The 25,837-nt window shown below is 57.6% G+C and carries 18 protein-coding genes and 1 pseudogene; 12 read left to right on the top strand and 7 right to left on the bottom strand.

Features of this window, described 5'->3' with window-relative positions; translation table 11 throughout:
• Positions 1-6: 6 nt before the first annotated feature.
• The 10 genes and pseudogenes from A8C75_RS15950 to A8C75_RS15905 form a co-directional block, all read left to right on the top strand.
• A pseudogene (locus A8C75_RS15950) lies at positions 7-302 on the top strand (FAD-dependent oxidoreductase); the annotation flags it as partial.
• Positions 303-637: 335 nt separating this feature from the next.
• The gene (locus A8C75_RS15945; protein ID WP_067384624.1) at positions 638-1,678 is read left to right on the top strand and encodes a LacI family DNA-binding transcriptional regulator; all 1,041 of its coding nucleotides are present in this window, start codon (positions 638-640) and stop codon (positions 1,676-1,678) included.
• A gap of 261 nt (positions 1,679-1,939) precedes the next feature.
• Positions 1,940-2,917: a sialic acid TRAP transporter substrate-binding protein SiaP gene (locus A8C75_RS15940; protein ID WP_067384621.1), complete on the top strand. Its 978-nt coding sequence runs from the start codon at positions 1,940-1,942 to the stop codon at positions 2,915-2,917.
• Positions 2,918-2,949: 32 nt separating this feature from the next.
• Positions 2,950-3,576, top strand: coding sequence for a TRAP transporter small permease (locus A8C75_RS23425; protein WP_120785204.1), 627 nt, complete (start codon positions 2,950-2,952; stop codon positions 3,574-3,576).
• A 36-nt stretch (positions 3,577-3,612) separates the two neighbouring features.
• Positions 3,613-4,893 carry a TRAP transporter large permease gene (locus A8C75_RS15930; protein WP_067384618.1) on the top strand — a complete coding sequence of 427 codons (1,281 nt, stop codon included), beginning with the start codon at positions 3,613-3,615 and terminating at the stop codon, positions 4,891-4,893.
• A 132-nt stretch (positions 4,894-5,025) separates the two neighbouring features.
• Positions 5,026-6,141, top strand: coding sequence for a mandelate racemase/muconate lactonizing enzyme family protein (locus tag A8C75_RS15925; protein WP_067384616.1), 1,116 nt, complete (start codon positions 5,026-5,028; stop codon positions 6,139-6,141).
• 217 nt (positions 6,142-6,358) lie between these two features.
• Positions 6,359-7,336 carry a sialic acid TRAP transporter substrate-binding protein SiaP gene (locus A8C75_RS15920; RefSeq protein ID WP_067387387.1) on the top strand — a complete coding sequence of 326 codons (978 nt, stop codon included), beginning with the start codon at positions 6,359-6,361 and terminating at the stop codon, positions 7,334-7,336.
• Positions 7,337-7,371: 35 nt separating this feature from the next.
• Positions 7,372-8,115: an SDR family oxidoreductase gene (locus A8C75_RS15915; RefSeq protein WP_067384613.1), complete on the top strand. Its 744-nt coding sequence runs from the start codon at positions 7,372-7,374 to the stop codon at positions 8,113-8,115.
• 29 nt (positions 8,116-8,144) lie between these two features.
• Entirely contained in the window at positions 8,145-8,990 is an 846-nt protein-coding gene (locus A8C75_RS15910) for a fumarylacetoacetate hydrolase family protein (protein WP_067384610.1), read from the top strand.
• 191 nt (positions 8,991-9,181) lie between these two features.
• Positions 9,182-10,717: a UxaA family hydrolase gene (locus A8C75_RS15905; protein ID WP_067384607.1), complete on the top strand. Its 1,536-nt coding sequence runs from the start codon at positions 9,182-9,184 to the stop codon at positions 10,715-10,717.
• 113 nt (positions 10,718-10,830) lie between these two features.
• On the opposite strand, the gene A8C75_RS15900 is transcribed toward A8C75_RS15905, so the two are convergent.
• From A8C75_RS15900 to A8C75_RS15875, 6 genes are all read right to left on the bottom strand, one after another.
• Positions 10,831-13,245: a patatin-like phospholipase domain-containing protein gene (locus A8C75_RS15900; protein ID WP_067384604.1), complete on the bottom strand. Its 2,415-nt coding sequence runs from the start codon at positions 13,243-13,245 to the stop codon at positions 10,831-10,833.
• A 21-nt stretch (positions 13,246-13,266) separates the two neighbouring features.
• Positions 13,267-15,132 carry a GMC family oxidoreductase gene (locus A8C75_RS15895; protein ID WP_067384601.1) on the bottom strand — a complete coding sequence of 622 codons (1,866 nt, stop codon included), beginning with the start codon at positions 15,130-15,132 and terminating at the stop codon, positions 13,267-13,269.
• Between the two features lie 17 nt (positions 15,133-15,149).
• Complete coding sequence (locus A8C75_RS15890) at positions 15,150-17,654, bottom strand: hypothetical protein (protein ID WP_067384598.1); 2,505 nt, start codon at positions 17,652-17,654, stop codon at positions 15,150-15,152.
• Between the two features lie 890 nt (positions 17,655-18,544).
• Complete coding sequence (locus A8C75_RS15885) at positions 18,545-19,477, bottom strand: sugar ABC transporter substrate-binding protein (RefSeq protein ID WP_067384595.1); 933 nt, start codon at positions 19,475-19,477, stop codon at positions 18,545-18,547.
• A gap of 112 nt (positions 19,478-19,589) precedes the next feature.
• On the bottom strand, positions 19,590-20,531 hold the full coding sequence (locus A8C75_RS15880; protein ID WP_067384592.1) for a sugar phosphate isomerase/epimerase family protein: 942 nt from the start codon (positions 20,529-20,531) through the stop codon (positions 19,590-19,592).
• Between the two features lie 53 nt (positions 20,532-20,584).
• Complete coding sequence (locus tag A8C75_RS15875; protein WP_067384585.1) at positions 20,585-21,757, bottom strand: Gfo/Idh/MocA family protein; 1,173 nt, start codon at positions 21,755-21,757, stop codon at positions 20,585-20,587.
• A 298-nt stretch (positions 21,758-22,055) separates the two neighbouring features.
• Here A8C75_RS15875 and A8C75_RS15870 point away from each other — a divergent pair, with 298 nt between their 5' ends.
• Positions 22,056-23,078: a LacI family DNA-binding transcriptional regulator gene (locus A8C75_RS15870; protein WP_067384582.1), complete on the top strand. Its 1,023-nt coding sequence runs from the start codon at positions 22,056-22,058 to the stop codon at positions 23,076-23,078.
• 20 nt (positions 23,079-23,098) lie between these two features.
• Here the strand turns inward: A8C75_RS15870 and A8C75_RS15865 are convergent, their stop codons facing one another.
• Positions 23,099-24,142: a LacI family DNA-binding transcriptional regulator gene (locus A8C75_RS15865; protein WP_067384572.1), complete on the bottom strand. Its 1,044-nt coding sequence runs from the start codon at positions 24,140-24,142 to the stop codon at positions 23,099-23,101.
• A gap of 651 nt (positions 24,143-24,793) precedes the next feature.
• Here A8C75_RS15865 and A8C75_RS15860 point away from each other — a divergent pair.
• Entirely contained in the window at positions 24,794-25,807 is a 1,014-nt protein-coding gene (locus A8C75_RS15860) for a Gfo/Idh/MocA family protein (protein ID WP_067384570.1), read from the top strand.
• Positions 25,808-25,837: the final 30 nt, after the last annotated feature.

Raw genomic sequence — 25,837 nt, 5'->3', positions numbered from 1 at the left:
CTGGTACTGGTGGGCATCTTTGTGCAGATTGGACTGGTGCCCAATACCGAGTGGCTCAAGGGCGATATCGCGCTGAGCCCCAGTGGCGAGATCGAAATCGGCAGTCGGGGTGAACCTCAGTGCGCGGCGTCTTTGCCGCCGGTGATGTCACTACTGTGCCGTTCAAGCAGATCGTTATTTCCATGGGCAGCGGCGCTACCGCAGCGCTCGGCGCCTTCGATTACCTGATACGCGAGCCAGTCAGTGGATCAGAAAGTGGATCAGAAAGTGGAGCCGCTGGCGAGGAGCAGGCCGCGGCTTGATAGCCGCAATTAGAGCTTGATATGTGCGTCTGGAAACCAAAAGCGTGCCTTAGTGCACGCTTTTGTCGTTGTATTAGGTCCGTTGAGTGTGCAGGATGCACGCTCGCACTTGTGCGCAAGCGACTGTGTAAGAATGCCAAGAAGGCACACCCAGCTGTGGAGGGTGTTGTCACAGGCAGCAGTTATAACCCGGGCTGAGGCTTTGGGGTATTATTCTGGGCTGTGTTTATCGACCCGCGGGATTGGGATAAGCCGCTGTTCGAAGCGGTTTTGGGCGGCAGCACGTAGCGAATGTGCATTCAAACGGGACGTCAGGGAGCAGGAGCCCTCGTACAATGAAGTCAAAAACCAAGTCAGAAAACGCCAAACTTACCTTACGGGAGATCGCAGCGGAGCTTGGCATGTCGAAGGCGACGGTTTCGCTGGCGATCAACAATAGCCCGCTGGTGGCGGCGAAGACCCGCGAGCGGGTGCTGCAGAAAATTGAAGAGCTGGGATACGTTTACAATCGTCGGGCAGCCAGTTTGACAACGGGGGAGTCCAGAACCGTTGGTCTGGCGGTGCATGATATTACCAACCCATATTTTACCGCCATCTGCGCGGCCATTGAGTCGGTATTGAGCACCGGTGGACGCATGTCCTTTCTGTGCAACACGGGTGAGTCCATTGAGCGCCAGGCCAAGTTTGTCGGTGCACTGATTGAGCACAATGCCGATGGCCTGATCCTGTGTCCGGCAGCGGGTACCAGTGTTGAATCGTTGCAGCCACTGATAAAGCGCAAATTGCCGACGGTGCTCTTTACCCGAAATGTTGTGGGCTCGGGGCTGGATTTTGTGGGTAACAATGAAGTGGCTGCCTTGCGGCTCGTGACCGCCCATCTCATCGGGCTTGGGCATAGGCGCATCGCAATCCTGGGCGGCAATCAGCTGGCTCTGGCAGCCCAGCAGCGTCGGGATGGTTTCTTTGCCGCGATGGCCGATGCCGGGCTCAGTGTGGCGCCGGAGCTGGTTGTCGATTGTGACAACAATCCAGGGGCGGGTGCTGATGCGGCCAGGTCGCTGCTGGCGCTCGAGCAGCCACCTAGCGCTATAGTGGGCTATTCCGATCAGGTTGCTCTGGGGGCCATGTCCGGTCTGCTGGAAGCGGGTGTGACACCGGGGCGGGATATTGCCGTGGTCGGTTGCGATGACATTGAAGAAGGGGCCCGTTCCTATATTCAACTGACGACCGTTCGAGTGCAAAAAACGGCGATAGGTCAGGCGGCGGCTGAGATGCTGTTACGCCGGTTGACTGACCCTGACCACCCGGCGGAATATCAGCTGTTTGAGCCTGAACTCGTTGTCAGGCGCTCCTGTGGCGGCCCTTTTGCAGGCTGATGAGCGGACTAGATCGGTGCCGTCCCCTGGATGGGTGGGGTGTGAATAGTGCTAGAGGACTGTATTTCAACAATAGAATTAAACCGGTTTAAATTGTTTGATTACTTGCCATGGTTGGGTTATTGTGTGTTTAAACCGGTTTAAATTATGTTTTACAACACTAAAGCAGTGCCTCACGGGTGAGCATTGGCTGTGACCTGGTTTTGTGTCAGCTGTTGTAGCATGAAATAAACATACAATTACAAGAGTCGGGAGTGAGTTATGAAAATGCGCAAGGGTCTGTTCACTGCGGTGCTGCTAGCCGCTACAGCGGTTTCGGGGCTGGTCGGCGCCGGCGAGAAAGTGCGCTGGGCGCATGTGTATGAGCCTTCGGAGCCTTACCATCAGTGGTCCGAGTGGGCGGCACAGGAGATTAACAAGCGCTCCAACGGCCGCTTCGAGGTTGAGGTGTTTCCGGCCTCGACGCTGGGCAAGGAAGTCGACCTGAACCAGGGTCTGACCCTGGGGACTATCGACATCATCTACACCGGTCAGAGCTTTGCCGCCCAGACCTATGGGCCCCTGGCCCTGTCGGATGCACCTTATGTGTTTCGCGACTTTGATCACTGGCAGAAATACACCCGCAGTGACCTGTTCGCCGAGTTTGCCGAAGGCTATCGCCAGGCGTCGGGGGGCAACGTCATTCTGGGGGATGCCTACTACGGCCTGCGCCATGTCACCTCCAACAAACCGATCACTAAGCCTGCAGATATGGAAGGTCTGAAAATTCGCGTGCCCAATGCACCCATGTACCGTCTCTTTCCGGAAGCCGCCGGCGCCCATACCAGCCCGATAGCCTTCGCCGAGGTCTACCTGGCACTGCAGCAGGGTGTGGTCGATGCCCAGGAAAATCCGTTGCCGACCATCAAGGCGAAAAAGTTCTACGAAGTGCAGAAGTATATCGATCTGACAGGTCATGTTACCGGGTCGAACCTGCTGGTGGCCGGCGGCATTTTCTGGAACCGCTTGTCGGAGGAAGACCGCGAGCTGTTTCGCAGCGTGGCGCAGGAGTCGGCGGATCGGGTGAGCGCCGATATCGCGAAATCCGAAGCCGAGCTGGTGGAGTGGTTCCGCGGCGAGGGTGTCGAGGTTTTGGAGGTGGATCGTGCGGCCTTCAGGGCGGTAACGCTGCCGCTGCTGAATGGCGAGGTCGCGACCTGGACGCAGGATCAGTTTGATCGCCTGCAGGCTATCCGCTAACGCTGGGCAGTTGATTACGGAGAATTGCAGAAATGGGCGATTATGATAGTGCCAAGGCGCTCGACAGTAACGAGGTGTCCAGAGTCATGAAGATTGAAGCCGATTTAACCGAATCCGGAGGCACGCAGGGGGCAGGTGAGCATGCCTTTGTTATCGAAGATGACGATACTCCGCTGAACTGGCGTGACTACGGTGTCGAGGATGTTGTCGTATTCGTTGCTTTCTGGGTGTTGGCCATCGTCGTTTTTGGGCAGTTTTTTAGCCGCTATGTGATGGACTCCCCGCTGGCCTGGTCCGAGGAAGTGGCGCGCTACCTGCTGGTGTGTGTCGGTTTTCTGGGTGCCATCATGGGCGTGCGCAGGAACAGCCATATTTATATTGAGCTGTTTCACCGTTATTTACCCGCCCGAGTATCGAACGCAGTGTTTCTGGTGGTCGATGTAATCCGTATTCTGTTTTTCGTTGCGCTGGCCTGGTCGGCCTACAAGATATTGCCGATGATGGGGCGCCAGACCATGACGTCGATACCTGTGCCGGTGAGTTATATGTACGACGTCATCCTGTTCAGTCTTGTGGTGATGTCGTTGCGCAGCGTGCAGCAATTTTGGCTAAGGATTCGAGCGACAGTTTTGAGCGCCCGCGCCCTGTCCAGTCACTGATCCTGTTATAGCCGGATTTAGATAGAGGATATTCAAATGGTTCTTGCAGTTTTATTTGGCATGCTGGCTGTGTTGCTGGTCATTGGTACTCCGGTGATGATCGCGCTTGCCGGTTCATCCCTGGTCGCCATTTTGGTTGATGGGCGTATACCGGACTTTGTTGTCCTGCATCGCATGGTGGGGGGGATAGACAGTTTTCCACTGCTGTCGATACCGTTTTTTATTCTGGCCGGCAGCCTGATGAACTCGGCCGGTATTACCAATCGCATTTTTGATTTCGCCAAGGCGCTGGTCGGCTGGATGCGAGGTGGCTTGGGCCATGTAAATATCGGTGCTTCGGTTATTTTTGCCGGCATGTCCGGTGCCGCTGTCGCCGATGCCGGTGGTCTGGGCGCGATCGAGATCAAGGCAATGCGCAATGCGGGCTACGACGCGGGTTTTTCAGTGGGAGTCACGGCGGCCTCATCGACCATTGGGCCTATTATTCCTCCGAGCCTGCCCATGGTTATCTACGGGGTTATGGCCTCGGCATCCATAGGGCAGCTGTTTGCGGCGGGCTTTGTGCCGGGTTTGTTGATGGCCGTCGCGCTCATGCTGATGGTGGCCTGGTATGCCAAGAAGCGTAACTATCCCCGCGATGCGCGTTTTTCGATCGCCAATATAGGTTCCACTTTCAGCCGCGCCTTTCTGTCGCTGATGACCCCAGCGATCATTGTGGGCGGTATTTTGTTCGGTATCTTTACCGCGACTGAAGCGGCCATAGCCGCCGTTGGTTATGCACTGATACTGGGGACCTTCGTGTACCGTACCCTGACATGGCGCAAGCTGGTCAAGGTGTCGATGGAAACCATCGAGACGACAGGCATTATTCTGATGATTATCGCCGGTGCTGCTATATTCTCCTGGATCCTGACCAGTAACCGTATAACCGAAGACTTTGCTGCCTGGATTCTCGGCTTTACCGATAGCCCGGCCATGATTCTGCTTATGATTACCCTGCTGCTGTTTGTGGTCGGCTGTTTTATGGAGACCATCGCGGCCATTACCATTCTGGTACCGGTACTGCTGCCAATCGTCACGAGCCTGGGCATTGATCCGGTGCATTTCGGTGTGGTCATGGTATTGAACCTGATGATCGGACTGCTGACGCCGCCGGTTGGGCTGGTGCTCTATGTGCTCTCCCGGGTATCCAATGTGCCATTTGAAACCTGTGCGGCTTCGACCGCGCCCTTTATTATTCCGCTCTTTGTCGTGCTTATGCTGGTGACCTTCATCCCGCAGATATCCATGTGGCTCCCCACGCTTTTGTATCGTTGATAGCGGGGTTGGCGACAGCACGAATACGGGTGTTTTTAACCATAGAATTTAAACCGGTTTAGTGGCTTGTTTCAGGTTAAAAATCCCAACTGCAAGATACATAAAATCTGAGTTTTCCAGGAGAGTCCTTCGATGAAACCATCGAGTATTGCCCGCATCGATGCGCGTCTCTATGCCGTGCCTTTAGCGGAAGTCTTGTCGGATGCGAAGCACGGTGACCATACCCATTTCGAGCTGGTAACTGTCACAGTGACGCTTGCGGATGGCCGTGAGGGCACAGGCTACACCTATACAGGCGGCAAGGGCGGGCGTTCCATTCATGCCATGATTTGCCATGATCTGGCACCAGTCCTTGCAGGTCGTGATGGCAGTGATATTGATGCGATTTACGATTTTATGGAATGGCATCTGCATTATGTCGGTCGGGGCGGCATCGCGGCTTTCGCGGTATCGGCTATCGATATCGCCCTCTGGGATATCCGTTGCAAGAGCGCCGGCAAGGCATTGTGGGAAATGGCCGGTGGGGCCTCTAATTCGACCCGGGCCTATTGTGGCGGTATTGATCTGAATTTCTCGCAGGAAAAACTGTTGGGGAATATTCAGGGCTATCTGGATCGTGGTTTCAATGGCGTCAAGATCAAGGTGGGTCAGCCAACTCTGGCTGAGGATATTGAAAGGGTAAGGGCGGTACGGGCGTTGATTGGTGACGATACGACCTTCATGGTCGATGCCAATTACTCGATGACGGTAGACCAGGCCATAGAGGCGGCCAATGGATTCAAGCAATACGATATCTGCTGGTTCGAAGAGCCAACCATTCCGGATGATTACCAGGGCTATGCGCGCATCGCCAGGGCCACGGGGATGCCGCTGGCCATGGGTGAGAACCTGCATACGGTGCATGAATTCGGCTACGCCTTTGAGCAGGCGGGCCTCTCATATATTCAGCCCGATGCGTCCAACTGCGGCGGCATCACCGGCTGGCTAAAGGTAGCGGAGCTGTCCAGAAAATACGGCCTTGAGGTCTGTACCCACGGCATGCAGGAACTGCATGTCAGCCTGCTGTCGGCGCAGAAAAATGCCGGCTGGCTTGAGGTGCACAGCTTCCCCATTGATGAGTACACCACGCGTCCGCTGATTGTCGACAACTGTCGTGCCATCGCGCCTGATGTTCCGGGGACCGGCGTTACATTCGACTGGGACAAGTTACAGGCCTTCCAGCTGCTTGCCGTATCGGTTGGCGCCTGACAAGTCTGTCAATGAGAGGGTTCAGGCCTGGCGGCGGCGCCTGAGCCTGTTGGGGGGTATAAAAGATTGGGTTGTGACCGTTTAAAAAGAATTTAAACCGGTTTAATTTTATCTTTTTTGATGCTACTCTCGATGTCAACTCCTGTTCGGTGAGGTATCCCGAGATGGATCGGGTACTGATTAACAACAGCAATAAACAATGATCAGTGGAGTCTTTATGAAAATTACCAAAGGTCTGTTAACTGCGGCACTGATGGCGGCAACAGCGGTTTCGGGGCTGGTCGGCGCCGGTGAGAAGGTACGCTGGGCGCATGTGTATGAGCCTTCTGAGCCTTACCATCAGTGGTCCGAGTGGGCGGCGCAGGAGATTAACAAGCGCTCCAACGGCCGCTTCGAAGTTGAGGTGTTTCCGGCCTCGACGCTGGGCAAGGAAGTCGACCTGAACCAGGGCCTGACCCTGGGGACTATCGACATCATCTACACCGGTCAGAGCTTTGCCGCCCAGACCTATGGGCCCCTGGCCCTGTCGGATGCGCCCTATGTGTTTCGCGACTTCGATCACTGGCAGAAATACACCCGCAGTGACCTGTTCGCCGAGTTTGCCGAAGGCTATCGCCAGGCGTCGGGGGGCAACGTCATTCTGGGGGATGCCTACTACGGTCTGCGCCATGTCACCTCCAACAAGCCGATCACTACGCCTGGGGATATGGAAGGTCTGAAAATCCGCGTGCCCAATGCACCCATGTACCGCCTCTTTCCGGAAGCCGCCGGTGCCCATACCAGCCCGATAGCCTTTGCCGAGGTCTACCTGGCACTGCAGCAGGGTGTGGTGGATGCCCAGGAGAACCCGTTGCCGACCATCAAGGCGAAGAAGTTCTACGAAGTGCAGCAGTATATCGACCTGACGGGCCATGTAACCGGGTCGAACCTGCTGGTGGCCGGCGGCATTTTCTGGAACCGCTTGTCGGAGGAAGACCGCGAGCTGTTTCGAAGCGTGGCGCAGGAATCGGCCGACCGGGTGAGCGCCGATATCGCGAAATCCGAAGCCGAGCTGGTGGAGTGGTTCCGCGGCGAGGGTGTCGAGGTGCTGGAGGTGGACCGTGCGGCCTTCAGGGCGGTAACGCTGCCGCTGCTGAACGGCGAGGTTGCGACCTGGACGCAGGACCAGTTTGATCGCCTGCAGGCTATCCGCTAAGCGGCGGCGAAATATTACTAGGGGGAACGAGAAAGATGTTGACCAAACGACTGGCGGGAAAGACCGCACTGGTAACGGCCGCGGCCCAGGGCATTGGCAAGGCCACCGTGGAGCTTTTTGCCGCCGAGGGCGCCCGGGTTATTGCGACCGATATCAATGCCCAGGCACTTGAAGCGCTGCAGGGTGTGGCGGGTGTCGAAACACGGGTGCTGGACGTAACGGATGCCGATGCCGTCGCGGCATTGGCCCGGGATATCGGTGCGCTGGATGTGCTGTTTAACTGTGCCGGTTTTGTCCACAGCGGCAACATTCTGGAAGTGTCAGACAAGGACTGGGATTTCTCCTTTCAGCTCAATGTCACGGCGATGTTCCGCATGATTCGTACCTTTCTGCCGACCATGCTGGAGCAGGGCGGCGGCTCCATAATCAATATGGCATCGGTCGCAGGCAGCCTAAAGGGTGTGCCGACGCGCTGTGCCTACGGTGCGACCAAGGCGGCGGTGGTGGGGCTGACCAAGTCGGTTGCCGCTGACTTCGTCCAGCAGGGTATTCGCTGCAATGCAATCTGCCCGGGCACCGTTGAGTCGCCGTCGCTGGAAGGCCGCATGCAGGCCACCGGTGATTACGAAAAAGCCCGTGCGGACTTCCTGGCGCGTCAGCCCATGGGACGCCTGGGTCGGCCGCAGGAAATCGCCGAGCTGGCCCTTTATCTGGCCTCTGATGCCTCGGCCTATACCACCGGCCAATCCCACGTTATCGATGGCGGCTGGCTCAACTAATTGTTCATTTTTTAGTGCAGGAGAAGAGTATGAAACTGTTACGACACGGTGCAAAGGGTCAGGAAAAGCCCGGCATTCTGGATCAGGATGGCAATATTCGCGACCTCAGCGGAATTGTTACTGACATTTCTGGCGATGCTTTGCTGCCGGCGAGCCTGAACAAGCTGGCTGCGCTGGATCTGAGCACGCTGCCCCTGGTGGACGGCTCAAGCCGTCTGGGCGCTTGCGTATCCGGCATCGGCAAGTTCATCTGCATCGGCCTGAATTATTCCGACCATGCCGCCGAGGCGGGCCTGGAAGTACCGGCAGAGCCGGTGATCTTCATGAAGGCGACCAGTGCGGTCTGCGGCCCCAATGATAATGTCGAGATTCCGCGCAAGTCCGAGAAGACCGACTGGGAAGTCGAGCTCGGTGTGGTCATCGGCAAGACCGCCAAGTATGTCAGCAAGGAGCAGGCGCTGGAGCATGTTGCCGGTTTCTGTGTGGTCAATGATGTGTCGGAGCGCGAGTTTCAGACAGAGCGCAGTGGTCAGTGGACCAAGGGCAAATCGGCGGACACCTTTGGCCCGCTCGGTCCCTGGCTCGTGACCCGGGACGAGATTACCGATCCGCAGCAGCTGGACATGTGGCTGGATGTAAATGGCGAGCGTCGTCAGACCGGCAATACGCGCACCATGGTGTTCGATGTCGCCACCATAGTGTCCCACCTGAGCCAGTTCATGACGCTGCAGCCGGGTGATGTGATCTCAACGGGTACACCGCCTGGCGTCGGGCTTGGCATGAAGCCGCCGGTCTATCTGAAGCCGGGTGATCGTATTGATCTGTGCATTCAGGGCCTGGGTCAGCAGCGTCAGAGCGTTGTACAGGGCGACTAGCAGGCAATGATGCCGGCGTTTGAGCGGCATCGCTGAACGGTTATTTTTCAGGCTTGCTCTCCTGCGACAGGAGACCAGGCCTTTTTTTGAACAGGCTGCGCCGGCTTTGAGGGCCGGTGCTGGCAAGAGTCCGGGCGACAGGTTGTCGCGCCCACGGGGTCTGTGCCCAGGTTTCGACGTGCGAGGTTGCCATGATTATCAGTAATGTGAAAAAAACAGCGCTACTCAACGAAAACGACAACGTGGTGCTGGCGCTGGAGGATATTCCCCGTGATGCGCAGCTTTCAAGCCGCGAGGTTACGGCAACCGCCAATATTCCCCGTGGGCACAAGGTGGCCGTTGCCGCGATCAAAAAGGGCGAGGCTGTCGTCAAGTATGCCCAGGTGATTGGTTTTGCCACCACCGATATTGCCCCAGGCGATCACGTTCACAATCACAACTGTGCGGTGGAAGAGTTCGATCGCGACTATGCCTTCGGCACCGCGGTGCAGGAAAAGACCGTCGATCCGACCCTGGCACAGCGTACCTTCAAGGGCTTTGTACGCACGAACGGCGAAGTGGGGACCCGTAATTACATCGGCATCATTACCAGCGTCAACTGCTCCGCCACCGTGGCGCGGCTGATTGCTGACCAGGTGAAAAATGGCGGCCTGCTGGATAAATTCGACAATGTCGATGGCATAGTGCCGCTGATACACGGCGCCGGTTGCTGTATCAAGTCCGACGGTGAAGGCTACCAGAACCTTCAGCGCACCCTGGCCGGCTATGCCCGGCATGCCAATTTCGCCGCGGTGCTGATCGTCGGGCTCGGCTGTGAGGTGATGCAGATTGCGCGCCTGATGGACGAAGCGGGTCTCACTGAAGACGAGCGCTTCCAAAAACTCATCATTCAGGACGAGGGGGGCACCCGTAAAACAGTAGCTGCTGGGGTATCGATCATCGAGTCCATGTTGCCGGCCGCCGATGCCTGCCAGCGCACCGAGGTGCCTATCTCCCACCTGACCGTAGCGCTGCAGTGTGGCGGCTCCGACGGCTACTCCGGCATTACCGCCAATCCTGCACTGGGGGTTGCCGCCGATATGCTGGTAGCCGCAGGCGGTACCGTTGTGCTGTCTGAGACGCCGGAAATCTATGGCGCTGAACACCTGCTGACGCGCCGCGCGGCGAGCCGTGAAGTGGGGGATAAACTCATCAGCCTGATTCACTGGTGGGAAGACTATGCCTCCAAGAATGGCGGCGAGATGGATAACAACCCGACGCCTGGCAACAAGCTTGGCGGCTTGACCACCATTTTCGAGAAGTCCCTCGGCGCCATCGCCAAGGCCGGCACGACGTCGCTGAATGGCGTCTACCATTACTCCGAAAAAATCGACACCAAGGGGTTCGTGTTCATGGATGGGCCCGGCTATGACCCCTGTGCGATTACCGGCCAGGTGGCATCGGGTTCCAACCTGATCTGTTTCACCACCGGACGCGGCTCGGTGTTTGGCTACAAGCCGGCGCCGTCCATCAAACTTGCGACCAACACCGACATGTATCTCAAGATGGAAGAGGACATGGACATCAACTGCGGCGATATCATCAGCGAGCAGGTATCCCTCGAGGCCAAGGGCCGCGAGATTCTGGAACTGATCATAGCGGTTGCGTCCGGTGACAGATCCAAAAGCGAGCTCAATGGCCTGGGCGATCACGAATTCGTGCCCTGGCAGCTCGGCGCCCAGATGTAACCGGGTTTGAGCCTTTGGCGATAAATTGTCGCCGTAAACAGGCAAGGCCTGTCGTTCCTGACAGAATGACGGGCCTTTTTTATGTGCAGGTTTTAATGTGGCTTGAGCCTGATTCAGGGCAGCAGTTGCATGGCGTCTTTGTCGTCGATCATCTGGCGGGTGAGTTGATACCCTAATTCGCGATAGGCCTCGAACTGACGTTCGTCGAAGAACTGATCGACGGTGGGCTGGTTCGGATAACTTGGGTTCTCCAGTTTATAGGCGTAAAGGTCGCCTGGCAGATTACGCGTCAGACAGGCCTTGATGAAGACAAAACGACCGACGAAGGCTTTTTCTCCGACAGCGTCGGGGTAGACAACATCGCCAATCGCGAAGCCGCGGTCAGCCAGATGGTATTTTTCGTCATAAATTCGGGCGCGGCTTTCACTGGATGCCGCGCGGCTGCCCGGTAGCATCCCGGACAGGTCAAAATCGGCATCGTGAAAACGAATGGAAACGCCGAAATCCACCCGGATTCGCTCTATGGCATTGCCAAAGTCATCGAAGGTGGCGTCGGGGTCGGCGCCGCCATCGGACAGTATGATCACCGGTGTGCGGCGGCGCACCAGTTCGTACAGGCCGGTATTGTCGAAATGGCCGCCATCGGACAGTTCGACCAACACGCTGTCTTCGGCATGACCGTAGTCGAGCAAACTGCGCAGCCCAGGCCAGAAGTAATTGGGTCGCATTACTTTATGCAGTAACTTGCTCGTGCTGGAGGGGTTGTACGCCCAGTAGCCGAGTCGCAGCCCCAGAAAGGTCAGGATGAACGACATTAAGGGAGTGGTGGAATCACCCGCGCCCGACACACCGGCATGGGGGTTTTCAGCCGCACCTGAAATAGACATGGCTGTCGCCAGTGTCATGCCGCCACTGGCAAAACTGGCGGTTGTGGTGTACTGCGTGGCATCGCTGCCACAGTAGCGCGGAGACAGCAGGAAACTGTCGCCCAAGCGGCCCCGGTAGCGTGGCGTTTTGGCGTTGTTGAGGATGACGTTGCAGTTAATCAGGTGATAGGGCGACCAGTGATCCGAGGCGGCGATATCGACAAGGGTGGTTGTGTTGGCCTCGGCCCCGCGCTGGCACAAGGGTGCGGTTGGCTCTATGTCAGGTGTCTTGAGAAAGGTTTCCATCAGGCGATCGCGATACATTTTGTGGGGCGATACCTGGTTGATACTGACAAAAAAAGGCACGATGAGGGCGCAAAGAACAAACAGCAGCGGCCAGTAGGAGTAGGTGTCGCTGCGCAGTTGCTGGTGCACGCTTTCAGCCAGAATATAGGCGGCAATGAAGATAAAGAAGATGAATAGCAGCGTGATGACCAGGGTGACCAGGCGCGACAGCCAGCCCGGGATATTGCGCTTCTCATTGCCGGCCTCGGTGTTCATGCGAAATTGCCGTATGGACAGCAGGATACCGGCAATACCGGAGGCCATGGAGCTGAAAAATCCCGGATCTGTCACTTTGAATTCGGCACCAAATACCAGCAGCGCCGCGAGGGGAATCGCCGCGAAGAACAGCGAAAACGCAATGCCTTTTAACAGCAGACCCAGCGTGCGCTGTATCTGTACCCGATAGCAGTATGACTGTGAAAAAAATTTCTGAAAAAAGCTGCTCAGACCGTAGATAAAGACGGTAAACAATAGAGTGGCGATCATGGCGATCGTAGCGGTCAAAAAGAACACCGAAAACGCGATTCTGTGCGGACTGAGAAGCTCGTCCTCCTGCTGCAGGGTGGCGACACCGCGTGGCACCTTTACCAGTAGTGACTCAAGATTGGCTGTATTGGCGATCGTAAGATTCATTAATGGGTCGAGCACACCGGTCGTAATGAGCAGTGACAGCAGAAACAGGACCAGACTGATCAGCAGGGTATAGGCCACCACCGAGTGAATGACGCTCAGAAGTACCGAACCCGCCAGGGAGGCCATGCCCAGCTGTGCCGGTGTCAGATATTTGCCGTGCTGGCGCATATAACTGAGAATCTTGTTGCCGGGTGAGTGGCTGTGTTTGCTGCCGGCGTAGCTGTCGATATCGCCAAAGGGAAAGATATTGAACAGTTTCTGATACCAGCTCAGTGCAGCACCTGTATAACCGCCGCCCGATACCGTAGACAGATAGGCCAGTTTTTCGAACGGTGTTGGTTTGCCGCTTTCTACCAGAAAGCGGTTGCGCAATGCCTGAATCACGCCTATGGCAAAGGCGGCGGAACGGATACCGCCACCCGACAGCGCCAGCCCGTACCAGGGGCGTTTCTTGTGCGGGTAGTCGCCGGGGTCCATATACGTATAATGCTCGCGGACATACTCCGGGTAAGTCTTTTCCACAAAGTGGCGGTAATCCTCGTCGAGATAGCCGCGGTGCTTCTCGTCAAAGGCTTCGGACAGCTTTGCCTCGATATGGATTTTTTCATCGGCTATCACCGCTTCGGCTCCGATCGGATCGGGGCCGAAGCCAAATTTGGCGAGCAGTTTTTTCACAAAGTTCATCTAGAGGCGTCCCCGCTGGTTTTAGCGACTCAGAATCACATCGGCGGCCTTCTCTGCCGCGGTGTAGATTGCGGTAACGATAAAGAAGCCGGGAATGCGCGGAAACACCGATGCATCGACCACCCGCAAGCCAGTGACACCCCGCACGCGGAACTGGCTATCCAGCACGGCCATGGGGTCGTCGTCGGCGCCGATCGGGCAGGTGCAGGAGGCGTGGTGGCCCCAGGCCTGGTTGCGGATGAATTCGCGTATTTCTTCGTCGGTTTGAACGCTGTCACCGGGCAGCTCCTCCGCGGCGATCAGCCCCTTGTCCTTCAGCGGCTGGGTGAGGCTGCGGATGAACTTGACGCCCTGGACCACGGATTCCAGGTCTTCGCCACTGGCGTCGTTGCCCTCGTCGAAGTAACGAAAATTGATATGGGGCTTGTCCCTGGGATCACTGGAGCGCAGCGTTACGCTGCCTGCGGTGTTGTTGGTATGGGCCTTGAGGATGGCCCAGGTCAGATAGTTCAGGTGTTCGGCCAGCAGCTTTGAATAGCTGGGGAAATAGCCCTTGAACAGCCCCAGCAGGGCAAAGCAGAACAGGTCTGGCAGCGGGCGCTGGGGCATGGAGCGCTTGATTACCGCCAGCACGGCACCGTTGCTGGTATAGACGCCTGAGCGTTTCTTGTCCCATTCCTTGTACTGTGGGTCGCCCTTGGCATATTTGGCGCCTTTGAGTACCTCCCAGTGATCGAAGTTCATGCGATTGACCACACCCACCTCGTAGCGATCCTGCAGGTTCTGGCCGACGCCAGGCAGATTGTGCCGCACGGCAATGCCGTGGCGCTGCAGTTCGTCCTGCGGGCCTATGCCGGACAGCATCAGCAGCTGGGGTGTATTGAAGGCGCCACCGGCCAGAATAACCTCTTTGCTGGCGAAGGCCTGACGCTTGTCGGTGCTCTCGCCGTGGGGCTGGCAATGTGCCCGGTAGAGGCGAGCACCCTTGAGGTATTCGACACCAATGGCGCGGTTATCGTCATCGAACAGAACGCGGGTCGCCAGGGCATCCAGTTCGATATGCAGTTTGTCGGGGTGGGCCTGCTGCACATCAAGCAGACGCTCCCGCGCGCCCATGCGCTGGTGGTTTTTGGTCGCCAGCGGCGGATAGCGCAGCCCGATGGCATTGTCCTTCACCAGGCGCCAGTCGTTGGGGTCGCCGCTGCCCTGGCGCAGCCATTCGCCGCGCTTGAAGGGTTCGGACAGTTGCGAGAAAGCGCTTTCTACCGAACTGACCAGGGTTCTGACCAGGTCGCCATCGCCCAGTGCGCTCTTGGGGATGGCTTTCTCGGTGTGCAGCCAGCCCTTCCAGCCGTGCTTGCTGGGATTGGACAGGCGGCTTAACAGGCGATGATCCGGGCGGTGGTGACAGTTTTCGAGTGTCTGGAAGTAGCCCCGCATGTTGCGGGCGTTCCATGAATCGTCGCCGGTGATGCGGCCTATATGTTCCCAGTCGTCATTGTGGGGGCAGACGGTGATCATGGCGTTGTGGGTCGTACAGCCCCCAAGACAACCGGCGCGGGGGTAAAGTACGCCATCGACATCTTCGCCTTCGTAGTTGGCGGTGTATTTGGGGTCCTTTTTCTGCTGGGCATCATCGCCATAGTGACGTACGAAGAAGTCCCACTTCATGGCACGATTTTCACTGGCAATGGCGTGAAATACCGGTACGTCGTAGTCCTCCGGCAGGCGGTTGTCGTCGCTCAGGGCGTCGCCGCCACTCAGGGTACGTGGGTCACCGCCGGCTTCCAGTACCAGCACAGTGCAGCCATTTTCCGCCAGCCGGGCGGCGACGGTGCCGCCACCGGCACCGGACCCCACCACTATATAGTCATATTCAGTGCTCATGGTTCGCCACTCCGGGATCAGAAGGTTTTCAAAAAGGCGATCAGAGCCTGTTTGTCGCTGTCATCGAGACCCTGCTCATCCACCAGGTAGTCGGTGCCGAAGTAGTGGCCCTTGTTGACGACGTAATCCGGGCACTTGCTGACGTCCAGCAGCGGATCAACCAGGTTGGCAAAGACGCGGCGGGCATCTGCGTCTGTGGCGTTTTCCGGCAGAGCCTTGAGGTCCCTCTTGGCCTTGAGCAGAATTTTGAGAACCTTGCTGCGCTCCTCCATGTCGATATTGGACAGCAGGTTGATGGGCGTGCCGGCCGGGATGGGCCCTATCTCTACGCCGGCTTCACCAAACAGCCAGGGCAGCCAGCGGCTCAGCGGGCCCTGCAGGGTCTGCAGGAAGTCCGGCAGGTAGCCGGTGTCTACTCGCAGGTAACTGGAGGCCGGCGTTCTGTCGATCATCCCGGGGTGGGTCTTGCCGGAGCGGGTGACAACGCTGAAGTCGCCTTCACGTTTTTCCGGCCACAGCAGCTTCTCGATGGCATCGTCAAAGGAGGCCATGCGGTCTTCCACCGATCCTGACCACTTGAACTCGCCCAGGCTGTTGTTAAGCAGGAAGGGTGCACTGGACCAGGCACTGACCAGGGAGGCGGGGCGGGTGTAGCCGCGACCACCGTCTGGCATCACATAGTCGCGCACCTCGCCGCTGTAGGGGTGCTGTACCCGCAGGGTGCCGACGGCCGGCAGACCCTTGTAGGACTCGGAGGTGAAGTTGTCCCAGATGTTGCCGTCCAGGCCGTTGGTGGCCAGCGGGCTGCAGGCGTTGGTTTCCAGCTGCGTGACCGGTACGCGCATTTCGCTGGAGAGGAAGTTGTTGTCCAGGAAGTCGTCGGACTGGACGATGGGGCGCATCAGAGACTTGAACTCCATGCTCTGGGTCCAGGTCCAGTAGCGGCTCCAGCACTGCAGGTAGTTGCCGCTGACACAGCCCTTGTCAGGGAAGAACTCGGCGGTTTTCTCCGGCAGCTTGCTGGAGTGACAGCGGGCACAGGTATCGGCAAACACGGTTTTACCTCGCTCCAGCTGATTCGCATCCTGGCTCATATGGTCCGCGCCACCGGGGGCATTGGCCAGGTAATCGGGCTGGGCCGAGGCGAGGAAGAACAGCGCTACATCAGGCGTCTGGGCTTCGTTGGCGTTCCAGTAGCTGGAGTTCTTGCGGGCCACCTCGATCTCGAACGGGGTGATTTTCTTGCCGCCCAGTAGGGCACGGAAGTGCTGCAGCCACTCTTCACTGAAGAGGCCGATATTGATATAGACCCGGTTCAGGGCACCCAGCGCCCCCACCGAGTCGGCCCCGTCCTTGAGCACCCGGGGTGTCAGTACCTGGTCCGGCGCCTGGTAAAACTGTTGCAGCGGGCTGGAGGCTGGCACAACCGCCAGGTCGTTGAACTGGCGGTTGTTGAGACCACCGCCGGCGAGCTCTTCATGGCCGTAGCGGCTGGCCACATCCATGCGTGCGCCCAGGTTGTAGATGGCGTTCATGGTGCGCGGGTTGTTGATGTAGTCGGAGGAAATCAGCGAGGTATCCAGGGCGCCGGGGCGGGAGGTGTGGAACAGCTGATAGGCGAAGCTGCTGGGGTCTGCGTCCCACATGAAAATGCGGTCAACCCAGAAATACTGTGCGCCGGGGTTGGAGTTGAGGTTCTCCCACTTCGGATGTTCCGGGTCCGCCGGCGGGTTGGAGGGGTTGGGGCCCACATGGCAGAAGCCGCAGGACATGCCGACGCGATAGGGTTTCACCAGATCCTTGCTGGCATAGTAGCTGCGGTCATTGTAGTAACGCTCCGGATCCCATTTGGCCTCGGCCTGGGCGTCGAAGTCGGGGTTGGGGAAGAGGCGCAGGCCGACAATGCCGGTGCCGTAGCCATAGTAGGAGCCGGCCGGGATATTGTCGCCGCGGGCACCAATCTTGACACCGGGGTACCTGTCTTCGTTTTCAAACGGGTCGGGGCCACAGGATGGGTCGCGCCTATCGAGCCAGAGGCCGTAGCGATCCTGGCGTGGCGCATCGCCCTTGATGTAGCAGGGCTCGTTCACCACGCCCAGGTACTGCCAGCGGTTGTCGCGGCTGAACTTGAGGCTGGGGTGGTTCGATACGGTCTTGAGAAAATCCAGATTGCCGACGCTGATGTTGGATATCTTGTTCCAGAGGGCATCGTTGCCTGCCGTCCAGACCACCCAGTTGTTGCGCCCGCGCACAATGGCCTGTCGGGCTTCCTCAGGCGAAATGCCGGGTACATAGGGGTCGAGCCGGCGGGCGATTTCCACCGGATCCTTGCTGATGCCGTAATCCATGTCGGCGTAGTAGTCTTCCGTCGCACCCTGCAGGGAGTCGGCCGAGCGGCCGACACAGAGTGCCTCGTCCCGCACCTTGCCGGCGCCTTCGCCGCAGAGGCTTTGCTGGGTTGAACAGGACGATACCAGCAGTGCCAGCATGCCTAAAACAAAGGGGGTTCTGATCGACTTCATGTCAAAAACTCCGTGTTGATACGGGTAGCGCAGCACAGGGACAGGTTGCACGGCGATGGGAGCTCAGCCGGGCAGGGGATGCTCTCGCCGGTGCTAAACCGGCGCACAGGTATTTGAAGAAATTGCAGAATAGGGGCTGACGAACGGGATCCATCCCTGCCTCCGTGACCTTCGTTCATTTGAATAATGAGGCAAGTATAGTTGCAAAATATAGAGCAAATCCCCCCATTGCTGGGAGAAGCAACGGCTTGATTATAAAAGTTCAATAAAAATCATCTATAGGTGAAGTTTCTTGTGTTAATAATGATTTAAACAGCTGTTTTAAATGGGTTTTGTCATTATTGAACGCAGTGCCTGATGTTGAATTAAAATTAGATAAATTCATGAAAATCATTCAGTCTTTGGATGCTTTGGTAAAGAGGTATAATCATGCTTGTTTTTCAAGTATTTGTTTTTTATGGGTAAAATTATTCTATCAGGCGGGCTTGTTAGTGGCGCTACGATGGTTTAGATGAGTTTTGTCTTCGATTAAATATTGGCCGGTACGACACTTTGCAGGCTGAGTGTCATTAACGTCGAGGCGCGAGCGAGCAAGGTATCGGCATCTGTTGTGGTTTTGGGTACGAAAGAAAACGTCTGAATTTTCCATTTTTAGATTGTTTCTCAGCGCGCAGGAGTCTTCAGGTACAAGATTACCTCTGGGTTCGTAGCTAAATAGAGACAGCGTTGATTAGGTCGAGCCGATTCAAGAAAAAAGACAGACCGGGTAACTGAAGTAAAGGGCTGTGGGAAGGCTGGGACATTAAAATATGACATGGCTGGGTAATGTGGCCCGCTACAGTGTGTACATACTCTGTAGCGGGCGGGCAGTGCGGACAGCTAGCCGAAGATCAGTTTAGTTTCAGGTATTCAGCCATATTGGCGGGGGTCACCAGCTTGAAGGGCACCCAGACTTTCTGGTCGACGTCCTCATTGCGGGCCAGCTTGATGGCCGCATCAATGGCGCCACTGCCCTGACCGGCGGCATCCTGGAAGACGGTGACGTCCAGATCCCCGGCTTTCATGGCCTGCAGGGCATCCTGGGTGGCGTCAATACCGGCCACCACAACCCTGTCCATATCGGTGCCGACCGCTTTCATCGCCTGGATGGCGCCTATGGCCATTTCATCATTGTTGGCAATCACCGCATCAAACTCGACACCGGATGACAGCCAGTTGGTCATGATGTTGTTGCCCTTGGTGCGCTGCCACTCGGCGGTTTCTTCCGCCACGACTTCCATGCCGGAGCACTCGGGGGTGGCGATGACGTCATGGATGTCCTTGGTGCGCTGAATACCGGCCTGATCGGTGAGTGCTCCCATCAGTACCAGGACTTTGCCCTTGCCGCCGAGCAGACGGCAAACCTCCTGGGTTTGCAGGGTGCCGGAGTCGACTTCGTTGGAGGCAATAAAGGCCTGGTTATCGGGCAGCATGTCGACGTTGATCGGCTGGCGGTTGACGTATACCAGCGGAATACCGGCGGCGGCGGCATCATCGCTCATCGCCACGGTTGCATCGGTATCCACCGGGTTGACGATAATGGCATCCACACCGGAGGCGATGAAGTTCTGAATCTGGTTCAGCTGGGTGCCGACCTCGTTCTTGCCGTCTTCGATCTGCAGGGAAACGTCGGCGTCCTTGGCATGCTGTTCCATGCCGGTACGCAGCACCGTCAGGAAGTTGTCATCGAAGGTCGACATTGCGACGCCGATATTCAGTTCGGCCGCGGCAACAGAGCCCGCAAGCATGCAGGCACCGAGGGTTGCGAGGGTGAATTTTTTCATTTTATTGTTTTCCTTGTAGTCATTGGGGTGCTTTAGGCACAGAGGCAGCTGCCTTTTTTGTCTTGGTATGACCGGCGAGAGGTCTAAACCTGCCGGTCATCCTGCAACTGTGTTATCGGCTGATGGTCTGCTTCAGGGCATCGATTGACGACTGGATACCCGCCTCGGTCGACATGGTGAAGTCTTCCATTTCGAGGCTGACCCAGTCGTTATAGCCCACCATGCGTACGACGGAGAAAAACTCCTTCCACCACTGCAGGTCGTGACCGGCGCCGACGGCGACGTAATTCCAGGCGCGGTTGGCGACGTCATCAACACCCTTGAGCTCCAGCAGACCATTGACCTCGGCCAGGCCGCGCTCGATGCGGGTGTCCTTGCCATGCACATGGTGGATAGCCTCGCCCAGCGCCCGGGCCCCGGCGATGGGGCAGGCGCCCTTCCAGAACAGGTGAGACGGATCCAGGTTCATGCCGACCTTGGGCCCCACTTCATCGCGCAGGCGGAACAGGGTCTCGGGGTTCCACACCAGCATGGCCGAGAAGTTCTCCAGCGCGTATTTCTCGACACCGGCCTCGTTGGCGAGCTTCACCAGGCGCTGCCAGAGCGGGAAGGCGCAGTCTTCCCACTGATAGCGGTCACGTTCCGGCATCTCGTTGGGCCAGCTCTTGGTGTAGACGAGCCAGTTTGGCACGCTGTCACCCGGCGCTGCGGCCGGAAGTCCGGACATGGTCACGATCTTCTTGACGCCGATTTCGCCGGCCAGGCGGACGGTCTGCTCCATTTCCCTGAGGTGACGTTCGCCCATGGGGCCTGGATCGAGGGGATTGGCCGAACAGTTCAGCGCCGCGATCTCGAGGCCGCGGGCTTCGATTTCATTCAGTTTTTTCTTCAGCAGGCCCCGGTCGGCCAGCAGTTCATCGGCACGAAAATGCGGTCCTGCGGACCAGCCGCCCCCGGTCATCTCCAGGCCTTCAACGCCCAGCGCTACACATTTGTCGAGCATGTCTGTGAAAGACAGGTCGGCCATTACATCGGTACAGATGGAAAGTTTCATACTGGGTCGCTCTCTTGTTATCGATTGTTATGGGTGCGCGGCTGACTGAGTGCTTAGTTGTACTCGACCCATGCCGCCCCTGCGTCAGCCGAACGCACGCAGTTCTCGAGCCAGCGCACGCCTTCGGTGCCGGCTTCAATGCCTGGGTAATGGTGTGTTTGCAGGAAGGCTTCGTCGCCGCGCATCCTGGCGTCGATGGCCTGGGCAATCCACAGATAGATGTTGGCCCAGCTGTCACCGAGGCCTTCGGTGTGCAGCGCGCCCATGCGGTCGGCCGCGAGGCTTTCGTCCTCAAGGTAGGGCATGCCGTGGTGCAGGGTGCGGTTCGGTTCCCCCTGTACTTCGTAAATCAGCTGGTCGGGGTGGGCATCGGACCATTCGAGGGAAGCCTTGGAGCCGACGAAGCGGTAACGCTGGGAACCCATGTTGCCCGCGTTCACCGACGACGCCCAGAGGCGGCCGCGGGCGCCGTTATCGTAGTGGGTCAGCACGGTGGCATGGTCTTCGAGCGGGGCGCGGGTGGCAATGAAGGCCTTGCGGTCGCAGAGCAGTTTTTCGATCTTCATATGGGGCAGCACCACCTCGCTGAGGTAGTAGAGGTGCGTGCCGATATCGCCCAGCACAAAGGTCGGGCCGGCCGTTTCGGGGTTGGTGCGCCATTTCACCGCCTCGCCCGCCCCCACATCGTCGCCCGAATTGAAGCCGTGGGTATATTGCATATCGACGATACGGATGTCGCCCAGCATGCCCTTTTTGACCATGGCGGCCATCTGGTGCACCAGTGGGTGGCCGGTAAAACCGTAGGTTACGCCCAGGATCAGGCCCTTGTCCGCGGCCAGCTTCGCCACCGCGTCGCACTCGGCGACGCTGAAGAACAGCGGTTTTTCGCAGATTACATGCAGGCCCGCCTTCAGGCACGCCATGGTGATCTCGAAGTGGGTGAAGTTGGGCGTTGCGATCGACACCACTTCGACGCCGTCTTCCCGTGCAGTCTCGCCTGCAATGAAGTCCTGGTAGGTCGCGTAGCAGCGATCCTCGGCCACACCCAGGTTGGTACCGAAATCACGGCCGCGGTCTGCATCCAGATCGAAGGCGCCGGCGAGCAATTGGTAGGTGCCGTCTCGCAGGGCACCGGTGCGGTGCTTGTAGCCTACCTGGCCGGTACGGCCACCACCCACCATGCCCCAGCGCAGCGGCCGTGCAATTTTCTTTTCGCCGTTCAACATGTCTAAACCTCTTCTTGTTATGTCGCTGATGCTGGCTTCTGGATGCCTGCAGTCAGGCTATCCAGTCTTCTTGCACTCGGGTGCAAAGTTTTTCCTGAAAATACCGAGGGGTAATTTTGTCCCCCCCGGACCGGTAATGCACCCGGTTGCAAATCAGGAGATTAAAAATGCCCGATTGTTGTGATCGAGCATTGTTTGCAACCGGGTGCAACGCGCTGCCAATAAAAAGGTGCGATTGCACCCGGTTGCAAGTAAAATACGACAACTCTCGAAAGGATGTCAACGGTGTCGTCTGCAAATGCCAAAAAAATCCTCTGTGCCCGCCGACCGCAAGGTCACTGCAACTGATGTCGCCGAACGGGCCGGTGTCTCAAAATGGACCGTGTCCCGGGCCTTTACGGACGGTGCGTCCATATCGCCCCGGGCTCTGGAGCGGGTGCTCGGGGCTGCCGAGGCGCTGGGCTACAAACCCAACTTGCTGGCGCGCAGCCTTTCCAAAAAGCGCACCAACATGGTCGGGCTGGTGGTCGACGAGATGGAAAACCCCAACCTGTTGCAGGTGCTGAACGAGGTCAGCGGCCAGCTGCAGCGGCGGGGCTACATGCCCATGTTGCTGAACATCACCTCGGAGTACAGCTACAAGTCAGCGCTGACGCTGGCGGATCAGTTCCAGATTGACGGGCTGATTTTCCTCGGCACAGTGCTGACCGACGAGCTGGTGCGACTGGCGCAGGATATTCGCCATATTCCACTGATCGTGCTCTATCGCAACAGTGACAACCCCGGTATCCAGGTTGTGTCTACCGATGGCTATCGTGCGGGGCATGAAATTGCCATGCTGCTGGCCGATCAGGGCTATCAGCGTATTGGCTACATGGCAGGGCCGGTGAGCGAGTCCACTCAGCTACAGCGCGTGGATGGTTTCGAGGCAGGTCTGCGCGAGCGCGGGCTGGTGCTCAGCACAGTACTGGATGCCGGGCATTATGCGCGTGAAAATGGCTACAAGTCCCTGAATCGGTATCTGGACAGCGTGGCGCCGGATACACGGCTAGAGGCGCTGTTCTGCGAGAACGATATCCTGGCCATAGGTGCGCTGGATGCGCTGCGCAGCCGCGCTGAGGCCATACCGCTGGCCGTGGTGGGGTTTGACGACATTGAACTGGCCGCCTCACCGAGCTATGGCCTGACGACCTACCATCAGCCACTGCAGCAGCTGGTGGACGAAGCCATTCGCAGGCTAGGCGCCGGGGACTCCGCAGTACGGCAATTGCTGCTTCCGGGGCAGCTGGTGCTGCGCTCGTCGCACCTGAGCAAATCATAGTCAGATAGCGCCTGGTGCCCTCACACATTCTCGGCGATATGGATATCAAACGGCAGCAGATGCTGTGTGCTCTGCTCGCTGCCTGAGCCGCCAGAGGATCGACCCTCCAGCGCATCGATCATGGCCTGCACGGCGGTGGCGGCCAGGCGTTCGCGGGGGTGTGAGATCACCAGGTCGATAATACCGTCCACCAGGGCGGATTGCGTCTGTTCGGTCAGCTCGTTGCAGACCGTAATGATGCCGCGGGTGGCCGGGTTGTCCCGCAGTGCAGCAATCACCCCCTCGGCACCGCCACCGGCAACATAGATGCCGATCAGGTCGGGGTGGCGCTGCAGCAGATCGAAGGTGGCTTCCTGCGCCAGGGCCGGGTCTTCCAGGCTGATCAGGTCTTCTACGATCTGAAATTTTGGCGCATTTTCCCGGAAATAGGAGCGAAAACTCACCTCGCACAGCTCCTGACACTGGTAGCGGTGGCTGCCCACCAGAATCGCGACCTTGCCCGGTGCCTTGCTCAGGCGGCTGATGGTCCAGGCGGCGGTACGCCCGGCACGGCGGTTGTCGATGCCGATATAGCTGACACGGTGCGTCGCACTGAGGTCTGTGAGCAGGGTGATCACCGGAATACCCCTGGCATGCAGTTGCTCGATGGCGTCCCGCACCTTGGGATGATCGGCCGCAACCAGGGCCAGGGCATCGACCCGAGACCCCATTGATAGCAGCGCCTCGGATACCGCCTGGGGTGTCAGCTCGTTGAGAAACTCCACCACGGGTTGTCCCTGGATTGCGCTGCAGGCGTGCGTGGCATCGGTGAGTGCGTCTGCCAGCAGGGAATAGAAGGGGGCGCTGCGCCGCTGCAGGATAAAGCCCAGTTTGAATTGCCCGGCACGCTGATCAATGCGTGCGCGGATCAGGCCGGTGGCCCTGAAGCCAATGGCTTCGGCCGCTTCCAGCACACGCTGCGAGGTTTCGGGGCGCACCCGCGCCCGGCCATTAATGACCCTGTCGACGGTCGCGACGCCGACGCCGGCCTGGCGGGCTACATCGGAGAGTGTGGGGCGTGACATCGATAATCTCCCTGCAGCATAAATGATAGAGCTATCATTTATGCTGCAATCATGTTTGATACGTTTTGATGTAATGTATCTTGGTGATATTGTTTTATCAAGTGTCGGGTGCTTAAATCAATACAGCTTCTCAGGGAAAAGAGCTGCAACAAATCCTGTATTGATTCTGTCATTGTTATCGTTGAATCAGTCTCTGTTGCCAAGTAAGGATCTATAACGGCCTTGCGGTCCATAAAAAATAATAACAGGAATGAGCACATGATCATCTCACGGCATTTATATGTGTTTTCATCTACGGCTGTCATTCCTGAATGTATTCTGTCGATGGCGCAGTATTTTACGGCACAGCTTGCGTTATTGTGCAGCCCAAACGCTCCATATCAGTCATGTCATGCAGTAATCCTCACTTCAAGTACCCCGGCGTTTTCGGTGGGAACTGGGAAGCAGGGCAGCCGGCGCATCGCTCTTCTCTGACGCCCAAATGTATTTTTTAAAGATGCTGTATCAAATAGTATCTTTTAAAGATGTTCTAAGTTTTTACTGAAAGTAAATCAAATGTACTCGCTGTTATAGATGCGGAATTTAAATGCTTTCTCGAATTAAACTCTCAATCATAAAACTCTAACCAATAAAAATCCTACAGGTCTTATCATGACGTTGAAAATAGGCGTTATCGGCACCGGTGCCATCGGCAAGGATCATATCAGACGCATCAGGCGTAACCTCACCGGGGCGCGGATTGTTGCGGTGACTGATGTGAACGCCGAGCAGGCGCACGGGGTTGTGCAGGGCGAGGGCATCGAAGCCCGGGTATATGATACGGGTCTTGATCTTATCAATGCGCCTGAAGTCGATGCCATTATTGTAGCGTCCTGGGGGCCAACCCATGAGGAGTTTGTGCTGGCCGCCATTGCTGCGGGCAAGCCGGTACTCTGTGAAAAACCGCTGGCCGTGACCGCCGAGGGTTGCCGCAGGATCGTCGATGCCGAAATAGCCGCAGGTCGCTCGCTGGTGCAGGTCGGTTTTATGCGTCGTTACGACCGCTCGTACCGGCAGCTGAAAAAAGTGCTGACAGATGGCGCTATCGGTGCGCCACTGACGCTCAACTGTGCTCACCGTGCACCCGAAGCGCCGGGGTTCAGCGGTGATATGGCGCTGACCGACTCCTGTGTGCATGAGTACGATGTGCTGCGCTGGTTGCTGGATGATGATTATGTCAGCGCCCAGGTTATCATGCCGCGCAGCTGCCACCTGGGTGAACAGGAAGGCTACCAGGATCCCCACGTGATCCTGCTGCGCACCCGCCAGGGTGTGCATATCAGTATCGAAAGCTTCGTCAACTGCCAGTACGGCTACGACATCCAGTGCCATGTTACCGGCGAGAAGGGTATCGCCAGCCTGCCGGAGCCGGCGAGTGTACACCTGCGCCTTGAGGCCAAATCCAGCGATGGCATTCTTGTGGACTGGAAAGACCGCTTTGTCGATGCCTTTGATGTCGAGTTCCAGGAGTGGATCAATGCCACGGCCAGGGGCGAGATGGACGGCCCCAGTGCCTGGGATGGCTATGTGGTTGCCCTCACCGCGGATGCCTGCGTCAAGGCCAAATACAGCGGCCTGATTGAGCCGATCAGCCTGCCTGAGTGCCCGGCGTTTTACGGGCGCTGATAGTGGCACCCTTGATGTAATAGTCACAAC

The organism is Marinobacterium aestuarii (assembly GCF_001651805.1).
Lineage (GTDB): Bacteria > Pseudomonadota > Gammaproteobacteria > Pseudomonadales > Balneatricaceae > Marinobacterium_A > Marinobacterium_A aestuarii.
Note: the sequence above shows the minus strand (reverse complement) of the source record. Positions and strands in the feature narration are given on the sequence as shown.

What these genes read in the sequence shown, in the direction of transcription:
- A8C75_RS15945 (WP_067384624.1), top strand. Translation starts at nt 638, where the DNA reads ATGAAGTCAAAAACCAAGTCAGAAAACGCCAAACTTACCTTACGGGAG.
- A8C75_RS15940 (WP_067384621.1), top strand. Translation starts at nt 1,940, where the DNA reads ATGAAAATGCGCAAGGGTCTGTTCACTGCGGTGCTGCTAGCCGCTACA.
- A8C75_RS23425 (WP_120785204.1), top strand. Translation starts at nt 2,950, where the DNA reads ATGGGCGATTATGATAGTGCCAAGGCGCTCGACAGTAACGAGGTGTCC.
- A8C75_RS15930 (WP_067384618.1), top strand. Translation starts at nt 3,613, where the DNA reads ATGGTTCTTGCAGTTTTATTTGGCATGCTGGCTGTGTTGCTGGTCATT.
- A8C75_RS15925 (WP_067384616.1), top strand. Translation starts at nt 5,026, where the DNA reads ATGAAACCATCGAGTATTGCCCGCATCGATGCGCGTCTCTATGCCGTG.
- A8C75_RS15920 (WP_067387387.1), top strand. Translation starts at nt 6,359, where the DNA reads ATGAAAATTACCAAAGGTCTGTTAACTGCGGCACTGATGGCGGCAACA.
- A8C75_RS15915 (WP_067384613.1), top strand. Translation starts at nt 7,372, where the DNA reads ATGTTGACCAAACGACTGGCGGGAAAGACCGCACTGGTAACGGCCGCG.
- A8C75_RS15910 (WP_067384610.1), top strand. Translation starts at nt 8,145, where the DNA reads ATGAAACTGTTACGACACGGTGCAAAGGGTCAGGAAAAGCCCGGCATT.
- A8C75_RS15905 (WP_067384607.1), top strand. Translation starts at nt 9,182, where the DNA reads ATGATTATCAGTAATGTGAAAAAAACAGCGCTACTCAACGAAAACGAC.
- A8C75_RS15900 (WP_067384604.1), bottom strand. Translation starts at nt 13,245, where the DNA reads ATGAACTTTGTGAAAAAACTGCTCGCCAAATTTGGCTTCGGCCCCGAT.
- A8C75_RS15895 (WP_067384601.1), bottom strand. Translation starts at nt 15,132, where the DNA reads ATGAGCACTGAATATGACTATATAGTGGTGGGGTCCGGTGCCGGTGGC.
- A8C75_RS15890 (WP_067384598.1), bottom strand. Translation starts at nt 17,654, where the DNA reads ATGAAGTCGATCAGAACCCCCTTTGTTTTAGGCATGCTGGCACTGCTG.
- A8C75_RS15885 (WP_067384595.1), bottom strand. Translation starts at nt 19,477, where the DNA reads ATGAAAAAATTCACCCTCGCAACCCTCGGTGCCTGCATGCTTGCGGGC.
- A8C75_RS15880 (WP_067384592.1), bottom strand. Translation starts at nt 20,531, where the DNA reads ATGAAACTTTCCATCTGTACCGATGTAATGGCCGACCTGTCTTTCACA.
- A8C75_RS15875 (WP_067384585.1), bottom strand. Translation starts at nt 21,757, where the DNA reads ATGTTGAACGGCGAAAAGAAAATTGCACGGCCGCTGCGCTGGGGCATG.
- A8C75_RS15870 (WP_067384582.1), top strand. Translation starts at nt 22,056, where the DNA reads ATGCCAAAAAAATCCTCTGTGCCCGCCGACCGCAAGGTCACTGCAACT.
- A8C75_RS15865 (WP_067384572.1), bottom strand. Translation starts at nt 24,142, where the DNA reads ATGTCACGCCCCACACTCTCCGATGTAGCCCGCCAGGCCGGCGTCGGC.
- A8C75_RS15860 (WP_067384570.1), top strand. Translation starts at nt 24,794, where the DNA reads ATGACGTTGAAAATAGGCGTTATCGGCACCGGTGCCATCGGCAAGGAT.